The organism is Anabaena subtropica FACHB-260 (assembly GCF_014697105.1).
Classification (GTDB): Bacteria; Cyanobacteriota; Cyanobacteriia; order Cyanobacteriales; family Nostocaceae; genus Trichormus; species Trichormus subtropicus.
Genome location: NZ_JACJRF010000017.1, coordinates 1 through 13,382 on the forward strand (window position 1 = coordinate 1; position 13,382 = coordinate 13,382).

The 13,382-nt window shown below is 39.8% G+C and carries 12 protein-coding genes; 5 read left to right on the forward strand and 7 right to left on the reverse strand.

What is annotated here, in order from left to right; genetic code table 11:
- Positions 1-398 precede the first annotated feature (398 nt).
- Together H6G18_RS11855 and H6G18_RS11860 are read right to left on the reverse strand one after the other, a co-directional pair.
- Positions 399-584: a hypothetical protein gene (locus H6G18_RS11855; RefSeq protein WP_190407307.1), complete on the reverse strand. Its 186-nt coding sequence runs from the start codon at positions 582-584 to the stop codon at positions 399-401.
- A gap of 94 nt (positions 585-678) precedes the next feature.
- Positions 679-975, reverse strand: a complete 297-nt coding sequence (locus tag H6G18_RS11860) for a hypothetical protein (RefSeq protein WP_190407308.1) — start codon at positions 973-975, stop codon at positions 679-681.
- Between the two features lie 306 nt (positions 976-1,281).
- On the opposite strand from H6G18_RS11860, the gene H6G18_RS11865 reads away from it, so the two are divergent.
- Positions 1,282-1,773: a helix-turn-helix domain-containing protein gene (locus tag H6G18_RS11865; RefSeq protein ID WP_190407309.1), complete on the forward strand. Its 492-nt coding sequence runs from the start codon at positions 1,282-1,284 to the stop codon at positions 1,771-1,773.
- A 49-nt stretch (positions 1,774-1,822) separates the two neighbouring features.
- On the opposite strand, the gene H6G18_RS11870 is transcribed toward H6G18_RS11865, so the two are convergent.
- The 5 genes from H6G18_RS11870 to H6G18_RS11890 all read right to left on the reverse strand — a co-directional run bounded on the left by H6G18_RS11870 (position 1,823) and on the right by H6G18_RS11890 (position 8,002).
- Positions 1,823-2,197, reverse strand: a complete 375-nt coding sequence (locus H6G18_RS11870; RefSeq protein WP_190407310.1) for a hypothetical protein — start codon at positions 2,195-2,197, stop codon at positions 1,823-1,825.
- A gap of 14 nt (positions 2,198-2,211) precedes the next feature.
- Positions 2,212-2,595: a papain fold toxin domain-containing protein gene (locus H6G18_RS11875; RefSeq protein WP_190407311.1), complete on the reverse strand. Its 384-nt coding sequence runs from the start codon at positions 2,593-2,595 to the stop codon at positions 2,212-2,214.
- A 120-nt stretch (positions 2,596-2,715) separates the two neighbouring features.
- Complete coding sequence (gene nifJ / locus H6G18_RS11880) at positions 2,716-6,294, reverse strand: pyruvate:ferredoxin (flavodoxin) oxidoreductase (RefSeq protein WP_190407312.1); 3,579 nt, start codon at positions 6,292-6,294, stop codon at positions 2,716-2,718.
- 368 nt (positions 6,295-6,662) lie between these two features.
- Positions 6,663-7,103, reverse strand: a complete 441-nt coding sequence (locus H6G18_RS11885; RefSeq protein WP_190407313.1) for a YidH family protein — start codon at positions 7,101-7,103, stop codon at positions 6,663-6,665.
- Between the two features lie 179 nt (positions 7,104-7,282).
- Positions 7,283-8,002, reverse strand: coding sequence for a hypothetical protein (locus H6G18_RS11890; RefSeq protein WP_206757212.1), 720 nt, complete (start codon positions 8,000-8,002; stop codon positions 7,283-7,285).
- Positions 8,003-8,333: 331 nt separating this feature from the next.
- On the opposite strand from H6G18_RS11890, the gene H6G18_RS11895 reads away from it, so the two are divergent.
- From H6G18_RS11895 to hemN, 4 genes are all read left to right on the forward strand, one after another.
- Positions 8,334-9,074, forward strand: a complete 741-nt coding sequence (locus tag H6G18_RS11895; RefSeq protein WP_190407315.1) for a cytochrome c biogenesis protein CcdA — start codon at positions 8,334-8,336, stop codon at positions 9,072-9,074.
- Positions 9,075-9,077: 3 nt separating this feature from the next.
- A complete protein-coding gene (locus H6G18_RS11900; RefSeq protein ID WP_190407316.1) occupies positions 9,078-10,463 on the forward strand; it encodes a cytochrome c biogenesis protein in 1,386 nt (461 codons plus the stop codon).
- 339 nt (positions 10,464-10,802) lie between these two features.
- Entirely contained in the window at positions 10,803-11,516 is a 714-nt protein-coding gene (locus H6G18_RS11905; RefSeq protein ID WP_190407317.1) for a biliverdin-producing heme oxygenase, read from the forward strand.
- 400 nt (positions 11,517-11,916) lie between these two features.
- Positions 11,917-13,299 (forward strand): oxygen-independent coproporphyrinogen III oxidase, encoded by a 1,383-nt coding sequence (hemN, locus tag H6G18_RS11910; RefSeq protein WP_190407318.1) that lies wholly within the window; start codon positions 11,917-11,919, stop codon positions 13,297-13,299.
- Positions 13,300-13,382 lie beyond the last annotated feature (83 nt).

Consider the following 13,382-nt stretch of genomic DNA (forward strand, 5'->3'; position numbering starts at 1 on the left):
GTTATGTTCATTGGTTTGAGGAGATAATGTTATGTTGACTATTTTAGGACTTTTGGAGTTAGTCTAACTAAGAATGTAAAGTTTTGTATCAGCTTTCAACATTTCTGTTCTTGAACAAATTCTTCAGGATTTTTGCGGAGTGCTGAAAAAACTGTTTCTGGTAATTGAATTGCTACAGTTCGCATAAAATGACATATTATGGCTATTTTATATTTTTATTATAAAGCAATTTTGAATTAGCACAAAAATTATAACCCTGACTTCTTGAAGAAATCGAGGTTATGGAAAAGAGCGATCACCTCTAGATTAGAGATGATAAACTGGAGGCGATCGCTATCAACATAATGCGTACTCATTTACCTAGCTTACCTACTGAATTAAAAAACTTGTTAACCGCATTACAGACTACAAATCCAATTCCAAATATCTGATCCAATTTGGATAACAATACCAATTACTTCATATATTAACTGTATTAACCAAGCTGTATCATTGGCATCAAGGGCTGTCTTCACTTGACTAGCAAAACGATCATCAGCGTCAATTCGTTGAGCTATGCGACGTTTAATTTCATTTTTATCCATAATTTCTCCTTGTATTTTCATTTAATCTGAACACTCAAATAAATCAACCTGAACATCACTTATGAATTACTTAAGATCACATTCAAAGACAAATCTACATTTTTGATAGATCAAAGATAACTTTATCTTTTTGAGCATCGTATGCCACTATATTTGAAAAATTGCGTGCTTTATCCCAAGAGACATGGTTCATATCCTTTGATATAAATTTACCAAATCTTAAACTTGCTTCACCACCGATTTTGTTGACGATAACGCTCATCAATTTGGCAAGATTATATCTAAAGCGAGAAGAGCAATAGATGACATCTGAGTTTTCATAAAGACGTATAAAAATACCTTTATACCTGGGATAGGTATTTTGCAGCATATCTAGCGTGGATAAAGACATTACTCCAGAATAATAGACAAAGTATTTGTCAGAAGTGAAATTCTCTAATTTCAAATCAAAGATGCCATCATGAAATGTTTTAGATACAAACTTATTTTTATATGGTGCTATCAGCGACTTTTTGAAATAAGCTGCTTTTGCATCTAAAAGTTTTTCTGTTTCTTCAGTGGCATCAAATATAACATCATGTCCTTTTTTATAGAGAATCCAAGGTTTTGGCGTAATTAAATCCGCCTTGCTCAGATTATCTGACGAAAATCAGGATTTATACTAGAATTACATCAGGAATTACAGAGGATTATACTGATGACAGCCACCGATGAGCATTTTGGCGAAGCAGCCAGTGAATGGGATTTAGAGACTTTATACACGGATTTAGCCTCTGCTAAGGGAAAGCGACTGACACCAGTGGAGAAGTTACATCTGCGGGGGTTGCTTTGTGGTCATAGTCCGGCGGAAATTGCGGAAAAGCTGAGTAAAAATGGTAAGGGTGTGGAAACTGATCTTTGTGCAACTGTGTATAAATACGTTAAGGGTTTGGTTGATAAAAGTAATGGCAAGGTAGAAAATTGGCGAAATATTTCGGAATGGCTGGAAGAAGCCGGTTATAAAAGTTTGTCTTCTGCAAAAGTGCAGGGATTAGAGTTATTACCTGAAAAAAGTATAGTAAATATTACAAATATTAATATCGAAAAAAATCAAATAGTATTTTTAATTAACCTACGAATCCCAACTCAATTATCTTCAGATTTGCCAACAGAAAACTTAGGCGAAGATATTTTTAAAGGCTTACAATAGCTTGCTTGGGTTTTAACCAGATCGCCGATGTTAGGAGACGTACTCATTGTTAAATGCTTGAATAATCTGGATTGCTTTTGGTAGTTAATTCTAAATTTGCAGTGTTTGTTACTCCATGAAGGAATTGTTCAAATAGTTGAAAAAATTTATAAAAAGCATCTTTTTCATCAGTAGAATTTGCGAGGATAATACTATCCCAACTTTGACTGGTATTAATATTAAATTTATTCTGTACCCATTCTTGAAAATTATCAAAATTTTTTTCTTGTTTTGTACGCGGTAATCCTAATTCCATTCTCGCTTGACTATAACCGACCAATAACATATTTAATCTAGTAATAGAACATTGTCCTATATACATTCCTGGTCTTTGCTTAATTCTTTCTAATAAATGATAAAGATATTCATTTTTTACGTCTAACATATCTCTCAATATCCTCAAAATTCAATTTCTGTAATTTGAAATTGCTGACCAAAATGTACTAAGCCCTGAAACAAGAGATTTGCCATCCATTCATCTCTGGAAATTCCTGCGGGGTGGTGATTATCAAAAACTGTTTCTATACCATTAATAATAACGGCAATACCTTGATGACGACCATTAGTAGAGATAGCTTCTTCAGGAAATGCTTCATCATAAATAAAGCTGTTTGCTCCTGTGGATGCTCCTGTGTATAACTTAATCAGCTTGCCAGAGATTCTTTCGGAAATTAAGTAGTCTTTAATGACTTGACTACATTCTACACATTGAAAGTTGTCATAGCTGCTGGCAATAGTATAAATTTGACGCAGTTGTTCGGGATTAAGAGAAATGAAATGCAACTCCAGTAAAAATGCAATATTGGCATTTTAATACACATTCCGCATCCAATCATTTTACAAGTCTAGATTCAGACGAAAATAGTCATAGGTAATAGGAAAAACCCTATTACCCATTAACTATTACCTATTCGCCAAATATTGATACATTTGCCAACGTGCATCAACTTCTGCTTGCGCTTGTGCTAGCAATTGTTTAGCTAACTCTGGTTTACTTTTCGTCAGCATTTTGAAGCGATTTTCTTGATACATTGATTGCTCTACCGATTGAGTAGGCGATCGCATATCTAACTGTAAGGGATTTTTGCCCTGTTCTCGCAACAATGGATTATGACGATATAACAACCAGCGTCCCGATTCTACCAGAGCTTTTTGATGGTTCATGCCCGTAGTCATGTTGATACCGTGGGCGATGCAATGGCTGTAGGCAATAATTATTGATGGGCCGTCAAAGGCTTCTGCTTCTAAAAATGCTTTGAGGGTTTGGTCATCTTTCGCACCCATCGCTACACTCGCTACATACACATTACCGTAATTCATGACCATTAAACCCATGTCTTTCTTGGGTGCTGGCTTACCACTGGCGGCGAACTTGGCTACGGCTGCTTTAGGGGTGGCTTTGGAAGATTGACCCCCGGTGTTAGAATACACTTCTGTATCCATCACCAAAATATTTACATTGCGACCACTGGCTATCACATGGTCGATACCACCAAAGTCAATATCATAAGCCCAACCATCACCGCCAATAATCCAGACGCTTTTTTTCACTAGATAATCAGCCAGCGATTTGAGATTTTGGATTTTGGATTTGAGATTGGGGTCAAAGGTAGAAATTTTATCTAACTGTTGCTTTAACAGCTCAATCCTTTGTCGTTGTTCCCAGATATCAAATTCTGTTTTTTGTTGTGCTTTGAGAATAGACTCGACAAGGTTCTCACCCACTTCTGTGCTGAATTGTTGGAGTAGTTCCGCCGCAAACTCAGCTTGCTTATCTAAAGATAGACGGTAGCCAAAACCAAACTCGGCGTTATCCTCAAATAGGCTATTAGACCAAGCCGGGCCTCGTCCGGCGGCGTTTTTTGTCCAGGGTGTGGTGGGGAGGTTTCCGCCGTAAATGGAAGAACAACCAGTGGCGTTAGCAATAACTGCGCGATCGCCAAATAGTTGTGTTAATAGTTTTAAATAGGGTGTCTCTCCACAACCAGCACAAGCACCGGAAAATTCAAATAAGGGTTCTTGCAATTGTTGTTGGCGAATCTGATTGACTTTTAATTGTCGTCGGTCAGGATTAGGCAAACTCAAGAAGAAATCCCAATTTTCCCTTTCCTGTTCCCGCAAAGGTAGCTGCTGTGCCATGTTAATGGCTTTGCGTGACGGCTCAGATTTATTTTTGGCTGGGCAGACATTTACACAAATGGCGCAGCCTGTACAGTCTTCTGGGGCTACTTGGATAGTAAATTTTTGGTTTGCAAAGTCTTTATCTTTAGCATCCACCGACTTAAAAGTAAGGGGTGCATTCTGCAATTCACCAGGCTGATAAACCTTAGCGCGAATCGCACCGTGGGGACAAACCATCACACACTTACTACACTGTACGCAAACATCTCTATCCCATACAGGTATTTCTTGAGCAACGTTCCGCTTTTCCCATTTGGCTGTGCCTGTGGGAAATGTCCCATCAGGTGGTAGTGTACTTACAGGTAAGTCATCACCTTGCCACACCATGATTTTTCCCAGAACGTCCCGTACAAACTTGGGGGCGCTGGTGGGGAAGGGACTCTGGTTAGATAGGAATGCTTCCTCATCTATCCATTTCCCTTTTTCCTCAATTGGGATTGTTGCCTCATGTAAATTTTCTAGGGTCTGGTCTACCGCCTGTAAGTTCATGCGGACAACTTCCGCCCCTTTCTTACCATAAGTCTTTTCTATTGCTTGTTTTATTTTGGCGATCGCTTGCTCTTCTGGCAAGACCCCCGCTAAAGCAAAGAAACACACCTGCATAATGGTGTTGATGCGTCCACCCATCCCACTATCACGGGCTACTTGATTGGCGTTGATGATATAAAGTTTGAGTTGCTTATCCAGAATTTGCTGCTGTACTTTCAGGGGTAAATTTTCCCAAACAGTATCCACATTGTATGGACTATTTAAAAGTATAGTTGCCCCGTGAGCAGCTGCTTTTAAAACTTCGATGCGTTCCAAAAATCCCCAGTGATGACAACCAATAAAGTTCGCTTGGTCAATCAAGTAAGTAGAACGTATGGGTTGAGAACCGAAGCGCAGGTGAGAAACTGTCATTGAGCCGGATTTTTTGGAGTCGTAAACAAAGTAGCCCTGGGCGTAATTGTCCGTTCCTTCCCCAATAATCTTGATTGAATTTTTATTAGCCCCCACTGTACCATCAGCACCCAAACCGTAGAACATCGCCCGGACAACGTTATCCGGTTCGGTGGAGAAATTGGGGTCAAATTCTAAGGATGTATGCGTTACATCATCATTAATCCCGATAGTAAAGTGATTTTTCGGCGTAGTTTGAGCCAAGTTATCAAACACAGCCTTCACCATCGCCGGGGTAAATTCCTTCGATGAAAGCCCATAACGACCACCAACAACCGATTTTAAATTTGGGATTTGGGATTTTGGATTGGCTTCATGAATGGCTGTGACTACATCTTGATACAAAGGTTCTCCCGCGCTTCCTGGTTCTTTGGTGCGGTCGAGGACAGCGATCGCCTGTACACTATGAGGTAAAGCCTGGACAAATCTCTCTACATCCAAGGGGCGAAACAGTCGGACTTTGAGAACGCCTACCTTTTCACCACGGGCGTTGAGGTAATCTACTGTTTCATGTACAGTCTCACAACCGGAACCCATGAGAATAATTACGCGATCGGCATCACTCGCGCCGTGGTATTCATAGATTTGGTAATATCTCCCCGTGCGTTCTCCGAATTTATCCATGATATTTTGGACAACTTCAGGACAAGCGTTGTAGTAAGGGTTTGCACCTTCACGGGCTTGGAAGAAGACATCAGGGTTTTGGGCTGTACCCCGCAATAAGGGACGGTCTGGGGTGAGGGCGCGGCTACGGTGAGCAAATATTTTATCTTCATTGATGAGCGATCGCACATCATTATCTGATAAAAGTTCCACCTTCTGCACTTCATGGGAGGTACGGAAACCATCGAAGAAATGCAAAAATGAAACTCGTGTTTCTAAAGTTGCTGCATGAGCTATGAGGGCAAAATCGTGACTCTCCTGCACCGAAGCCGAACACAGCATGGCAAACCCAGTACCACGCGCCGCCATGACATCACTATGGTCGCCAAAAATAGACAGGGCGTGGGTAGCCAAGGAACGAGCTGCAACGTGAACCACCATGCTAGTTAGTTCACCCCCAATTTTGTAGAGATTGGGAATCATTAACAAAAGCCCTTGAGAAGCAGTGAAAGTTGTACTTAGGGAACCCGTTTGCAAAGCCCCATGCACCGCACCAGCCGCACCCCCTTCACTCTGCATCTGTACCACACTGGGAACTGTACCCCAGAGGTTGGGACGACCTTCCGCAGCCCAAGCATCAGCCCATTCCCCCATCGCTGAAGAGGGGGTGATGGGATAGATAGCAATTACTTCATTTAATTTATAAGCAACACGGGCGACAGCCTCATTCCCGTCGATAGTTGCAAAGGTTTGGCTCATAATCTGATTGTTGTCCTAGTCTCTAAACTGCAAATGTGGAGACGGAAGAATTAGAAATAGCCAAAGCCAAGAAGTTATACTAATTCAAAATTCAAAATACCCTGTGGGTAGGTTGACACCTGCGTAGCAAAGCGCTACAAACTTAAGAAAGTTAGATTTCATCTGTTACTTTATTTTTATAAAAACGAGTGTTTATTGGCGGCTAAGGGCTGATTCGACTTTCTACAAATACTCCATAGGTTAGTATCTCATCCGCAATACTTCGTATATGTGCAATCCATTAAGAATGTACTCTATTGGTCAATTTATTTAATGATGAGCTTTGGAGATGATTTTTCTGTATTTGTGGGGTAGAGGTGCGGGAATGGTTAACGCAGTTTTTGGGATTGAGGCTGCTTGAAAATAGAAGATGGTCGCGGTATTGATTGATCCCGTAACAAGAGTAAAGGAATACTTAAAAACCCTAAAATCATCACGACTCCAGTCATCAACCACACTGCAAATCGATTGGGTCGATAGTCGCCTCGTTCTATTTGCCAAAACACCTGATTATAACGCCACGCCGCGAGAGCGATCGCTAAAATACCAAAAAGTACTAAAGTAATCCCTAAGTTCTCGGAGTTAAAGATGGGATTGACAGAAGTTTCTCTTTGAGTAATCGCTGTATCAAGCTGACGCAAAAATAGCCCAAATCTAGCAATAGCAAAACCAAAACCAATTAATGCTATGGAAGTACGTAACCAAGCTAAAAAAGTACGCTCATTTGCTTGATGTTCTCGTTGACGGTCTATCTTCGGCAGCTTATTCATGATTAATCTGCTTGTGACTTGAATCAAGAGGAACACGAAAAATAAAATATTACCAGTAAACAGCAATTTTTGCTACCATTCACTAGTCATAATTATCATTTAAGGTCATTCAGGAGTTATCATCTAACTCTCTAAGTTTTTCTCCTACAACTTGAGTTCGATCAACCCCTACTCACTCTTTATTGCTGAAATCTTTTCCTTTCCGTCCCAACAATATTGATATGTATGTCTGTTACAAAAGACTTGATATATAAAAGTATGCCATGTATGAAAATAGTCAAACCAATAATTTCCAAACATTCTTCAATAGTGGTGATTACTTCTGCAATAAATAATTTTTGATTATATATATTAGGGAAATAATATACACCCAAGAACTCAATAACAACTCCACCAATAACAAAGAACGCAAAGGCTAAAACAAATAAAGTTTTAATTTTTTTGGGTAGATGCAATAAAAACTTAAAATAAATTAATGCAAAAACTAATGCTAAAGAAATATTTAAAATATCCCAATTTTGCCCAGGTGCAGATTGTGCCGTTTGATTTAATATGCCGTTAACTTTTTCATGAATTTCTAACAATTCATCAAAAGATAAATACATAAAAATAATTGCTAAACCATGCCAGTAAGGAACATAACGGTTTCTTTCTTTTTGCTTTGCTAAGGCGACCAATTCTAACAAGATAGAACAAAATATTAATATAAACCCTGTAAATAGAGTGGGAATATTACGCTCCTCATCTAAGTCGAACATTCTGACTACACCTGAAAACTGTTCTCCATTCACAAAGTATGCGTAAAACTGACCTGAAAGGCTGGCAAGACCAATACCTAATGTAATGAAGACAAGTAATCGAGTTATTTGGTTTGGAGAAATTTTAAAGTCCACTCTCATCCACCTCTTTTTCCATTCTTACAGGTAAAAAAAATACTCAGTAATTACGGTATTTTTGTAAAAAACTTTAAATCTGTGATCTTTTAACCTAAGATTACTTTTTCTTAATTTCTTCTTAAATAAGATATATAACAAAGTAGAAATTTTATCAACCCAGAGAAAAAATAACGGTAAATCTCTCTAGTGACATGACAGCCCCAAGGAGAAGTTGATGATATTCACACAAGTACTGCTTAAGCTTCTGGATATCGGTAAATCATTCGCCCAACGCAGAAGCCAAAAGTAAGCTAGAATGCAAGTATATTAAGCATTCCACGCTCAGTAATCATCCATGCTAGAGACTCTGCAAACCCAAATTTACCAACTAGAAAAATTTGCTAACACCCTTGTCTCTTACCAACTAACACACTTGAGTTTGCTGAGTATTGGCATCATTTTTGCCGCAGGGTTACTTACTAGTCTCACGCCCTGTATGCTCTCTATGCTGCCAATTACTATTGGCTATATCGGTGGTTATGAAGCCAAAAGTCGTTGGCAAGCTGCGGCACAATCAACATGGTTTGCTTTGGGATTGGCAACTACCCTAGCGGGACTAGGTGTAACGGCGGCTTTAGTGGGCAAAGTCTACGGTCAGATAGGTATTGGTTTACCAATTATTGTCAGTATCATCGCCATATTGATGGGGCTAAATTTACTAGAAGCATTACCTCTGCAACTCCCATCTTTTGGTGATACTAATTGGATTTCACCAAATTTACCTCCAGGGGTGCGTTCCTATGGCATTGGGTTAACTTTTGGCTTGGTCGCCTCTCCTTGTAGCACGCCTGTTTTAGCTAGCCTACTTGGTTGGGTTGCTAATACGCAAGATTTAATGTTAGGTGCTGTTTTATTGATTTCTTATACAGCCGGCTATGTAACCCCCTTAATTTTGGCAGGTACTTTCACAGCATCAATTAAAAAGTTGCTGGAATTACGTCGCTGGTCTGGTTGGATTAACCCAGTCAGTGGCGCATTGTTGGTAGGATTTGGTGTATTTTCTCTGATTTCGCGGATTCCCCTTGGCAGTTTTTAAGCAATGACTACAGATAATTCAGCCTCTACAGCATCCCCTTGGTGGTCAGTACCAGGAAAATTTTTGCGACGAGAGTTTTTACCTGTACTGACAGATTTGCGTCTAGCGATCGCTCTACTATTAATCATCGCTCTATTCAGCATCACTGGTACTGTAATTGAACAAGGACAGTCACCAGCATTTTATCAAGCTAACTACCCAGAACACCCTGCTTTATTTGGTTTTCTCACTTGGAAGGTCGTCCAGATCGTAGGGTTAGATCATGTTTATCGGACTTGGTGGTTTCTATCCTTACTTGTTTTATTTGGTACTAGCCTGACAGCTTGTACTTTTACCCGTCAGTTACCAGCTTTAAAAACCGCCCAACGCTGGAAATATTACGAAGAACCAAGACAATTTCAAAAACTCGCTTTAAGTGCAGAACTAGATACTGGTTCTGTAAATTCTTTAAGTCAATTACTACAAAACCGCCGATATAAAATTTTTCAAGAAAAAGACGATATCCTCTACGCTCGTAAGGGCATAGTTGGACGTATTGGGCCAATTATTGTGCATATAGGTATTGTGACTATCCTTTTGGGAGGCATTTGGGGGGCTATGACTGGATTTCTGGCCCAAGAAATGGTTCCCAGTGGTGATACCTTCCAGGTGAAAAATATTATTGATGCTGGGCCACTTGCTGCTGCCCAATTTCCCCAAGATTGGTCTGTGCGCGTTAATCGTTTTTGGATTGACTACACTCCCACAGGAGGCATTGACCAATTTTATTCAGATATGTCTGTCTTAAATAATCAAGGGGAGGAAGTTGACCACAAAAAGATTTTCGTCAATCAACCTCTGCGTTATCATGGCGTAACTTTTTACCAAACTGATTGGGGAATTTCTGCTGTTCGTGTCCGCCTGAATAAAAGCCCCATCTTTGAGCTACCAATGGCGCTTTTGAATACCAACGGCCAGGGAAGGATTTGGGGAACTTGGATTCCGACAAAACCAGATTTGAGCGAGGGAGTTTCCCTTTTAGCTAAAGACTTGCAAGGTATGGTGTTAATTTATGATACCAAAGGCCAGCTAGTTGACACTCTACGTGCGGGAATGTCTGCTCAAGTAAACGGTGTTACGCTAAAAATTTTAGATGTAGTTGGTAGTACTGGCTTACAAATTAAAGCCGATCCTGGCATACCAATCGTTTATACTGGCTTTGGCATACTGATGCTGGGTGTAGTGATGAGTTATTTTTCTCACTCACAAATCTGGGCATTACAAAAAGGCGATCGCTTGTATGTTGGTGGTAAAACTAATCGCGCTCAAGTCGCTTTTGAACAAGAAATTTTGGATATTTTAGAACGCTTGAGTTCACAGTCTACGACAGCAAGTAATCAGCAGTCTTAAATTAGGGTGCGTCAGTGCGAGAAAACTTAGTTGTACCAAGAAATTATTCATACTGACGCACCCTACTAACCGCCAATTTGGAATAATTTATTTTTTGGTGTTCCCTTAAGAGAAATATAAAAAAATATTAATAGCTATATGGTTATATACTTATTGATAGTTAAATGATTTTGGGGCTAAAAATAGTCTGGGTCTATATGGGCAGTGATAATTGCCAGATAGATGAATGCAGAGCCTCTCTAAACCTAGAATAACAATCCTCACAACTCTGGTAACTATTCTGAGTTGGTGGATATGACTGCCTAAAAATCTGGCGCTTGAATTAAGAAGGAAGCAAAAATGAGTAGCAATCTAGCCGTCAAACTGCGCTCTGGCACTCAAAAAGCGCATACAGCCGCAGAAAACGTAGGATTTATGAAATGTTTTTTGAAAGGCGTTGTCGATAGAGAAAGCTTTGCCAAATTTTTAAGCAACTTGTATTTTGTCTACAGTGAATTAGAAAGTGCGATTAAAAGTCATGCAAACAATCCAGCGATCGCCGCGATTGACTTCCCGGAACTGAATCGCCAAGCCGCTTTAGAAAAAGACATGGTGTTTTATTATGGCAGTGAATGGCGCAGCCTCATCGCGCCCTCAACTAGCGCTCAAGCTTATATCAAGCATATTCAAGAGCTTTCTGTCACCGAACCTGCACTATTAATCGGTCATACTTACACCCGCTATATGGGCGACCTCTCTGGCGGTCAGATGTTGCAAAAAATTGCTCAGTCAACCTTAAAACTATCTGGCTACGAGGGTACATCCTTTTATAATTTTGAGCAAATACCTGACAAAAAAGCCTTCAAGGACAAGTATCGTCAGGCGTTGGACTCAGTACCCGTTGATGACACAACAGCCGACAGAATTGTTATCGAAGCAAATAGTGCCTTCCAGTTCAATATGCAAATGGCTACAGACCTAGAAGGCAATTTAATTAAAGCCCTCGGTCAAGTAGTATTTAATAGCTTGACTAGCACCCGTAACCCTGGTAGCACTGAAGCTGCTGCATCGTGAGAGGCTAGGGACTAGAAGAAGCAGGGGGTAGAAATTCTTTAATTTTGGGCAGTGATTTTAAATCTTCGATTGTTCAATCCAAAATCCAAAATTTCCCCATCCCCTGATTTAGTTCAATCAACACATCATGGTCTAGCTTTGATATCTAAACTAAGAAGCAGCTAGAGCATAAAGCTTGTATTGGCAATTTGCTGTGCGTCGAAAAACAAATTGCTTTTCCCTTATACCCACATAACCAACCACTAGTTATGACGGAAGTCAAAATATCACTAGACAAAATTCCAAAAACTCCGTAAATAGGTGTTGTCGAATTTTGTAGCGCTTGCGCTTCCCGTAGGGTATTGTAATTTTTGACTTCCACGTAGCGGTAAGGTGTGGTTGCAGTACCTTGGAGGTTTTGATGGTTTTTGCCTTACCTGGTGTCAAATTTGATCTGGATATGATCAAAAAGTATGACACTCCTGCACCGAGATATACCAGTTATCCACCCGCTACACAGTTAACTGAAGGATTTACCTCCACCGATTATCAAAGGGCGATCGCCGCCTCAAATCAAAGAAAATCGCCACTTTCTTTGTATTTCCATATCCCTTTTTGTCAGAGTTCCTGCTATTTTTGCGGCTGTAACACGGTAATTTCCAACAACAAAAATATTGCTAAACCTTACTTAGAGCATTTGGAGAGAGAAATCAAGAATACAAGCAACTTGATTGACCCAGATAGAAAAGTATTGCAAATTCACTGGGGCGGCGGTACACCTAATTACTTAGATTGTGACCAAGTAGAATTTTTGTGGAAAAGTATTACTCATCACTTCAACATAGATCCACAAGCAGAAATATCTATTGAGATTAACCCCCGCTACGTTGATAAAGACTACATCTTCTTTCTGCGTGAGATTGGTTTTAATCGTATAAGTTTTGGCATTCAGGATTTTAATAGCCAAGTACAAAAAGCTGTCAACCGCATCCAACCAGAAGAATTGCTGTTGGATGCCATGAGTTGGATTAAAGCAGCTAAGTTTGATAGTGTAAATGTAGACCTGATTTATGGCTTACCCTATCAAACCTTGCAAACCTTTCGGGAGACGGTGAAGAAAACCGTTGCATTAGACCCCGATCGCATTGTAGTTTTTAACTTTGCCTACGTCCCTTGGTTGAAGCCAGCCCAAAAAAATATTCCTCTGGAAGCGTTGCCAAAACCACAGGAAAAGTTGGAAATTTTAAAAATGACCATTGAGGAACTGACCAATAGCCAGTATCGGTTTATTGGTATGGATCATTTTGCCAAGCCTAACGATGAACTAGCGATCGCGCAACAAAATCATACACTCCAACGTAACTTCCAAGGCTACACTACCCACGCAGGTACAGAACTCTTTGGTTTTGGTGCTACATCTATTAGTATGCTGCATGATGCTTATGTGCAAAATCATAAGCAGTTAAAAGATTATTACCAAGCAGTTGCTAGTGATGCGTTACCTGTAAGCAAAGGTATCAAACTCACAGCCGATGATGTTCTCAGACGGGATGTGATTATGTGCATTATGTCTAATTTCCATCTGCATAAGCAAAAAGTTGCAGAAAAATATCACATCAATTTTGATGAATATTTTGCTCAGGAATTAGACGCATTAAAACCATTAGAAGCTGATGGATTAGTTAGCATCTCAAGCAAACACATCCAAGTTACAGAAATCGGTCGATTATTAGTCAGGAATATCGCTGTTGTCTTTGATATTTATCACCACAATCAAGACAAACACTTCTCTCGTACTATCTAAGTCAGTAAACAGAAGGATAGGGGAGAATAAATTCTGGAATCTTGAATTGATTAGTCCCCAATCCTCACTGTATTCATAATCTT

Bases quoted from the DNA above. Each gene is read 5' to 3' on its own strand.
- H6G18_RS11855 (WP_190407307.1), bottom strand. From the start codon at position 584: ATGGATAAAAATGAAATTAAACGTCGCATAGCTCAACGAATTGACGCT.
- H6G18_RS11860 (WP_190407308.1), bottom strand. From the start codon at position 975: ATGTCTTTATCCACGCTAGATATGCTGCAAAATACCTATCCCAGGTAT.
- H6G18_RS11865 (WP_190407309.1), top strand. From the start codon at position 1,282: ATGACAGCCACCGATGAGCATTTTGGCGAAGCAGCCAGTGAATGGGAT.
- H6G18_RS11870 (WP_190407310.1), bottom strand. From the start codon at position 2,197: ATGTTAGACGTAAAAAATGAATATCTTTATCATTTATTAGAAAGAATT.
- nifJ (WP_190407312.1), bottom strand. From the start codon at position 6,294: ATGAGCCAAACCTTTGCAACTATCGACGGGAATGAGGCTGTCGCCCGT.
- H6G18_RS11885 (WP_190407313.1), bottom strand. From the start codon at position 7,103: ATGAATAAGCTGCCGAAGATAGACCGTCAACGAGAACATCAAGCAAAT.
- H6G18_RS11890 (WP_206757212.1), bottom strand. From the start codon at position 8,002: ATGAGAGTGGACTTTAAAATTTCTCCAAACCAAATAACTCGATTACTT.
- H6G18_RS11895 (WP_190407315.1), top strand. From the start codon at position 8,334: ATGCTAGAGACTCTGCAAACCCAAATTTACCAACTAGAAAAATTTGCT.
- H6G18_RS11900 (WP_190407316.1), top strand. From the start codon at position 9,078: ATGACTACAGATAATTCAGCCTCTACAGCATCCCCTTGGTGGTCAGTA.
- H6G18_RS11905 (WP_190407317.1), top strand. From the start codon at position 10,803: ATGAGTAGCAATCTAGCCGTCAAACTGCGCTCTGGCACTCAAAAAGCG.
- hemN (WP_190407318.1), top strand. From the start codon at position 11,917: ATGGTTTTTGCCTTACCTGGTGTCAAATTTGATCTGGATATGATCAAA.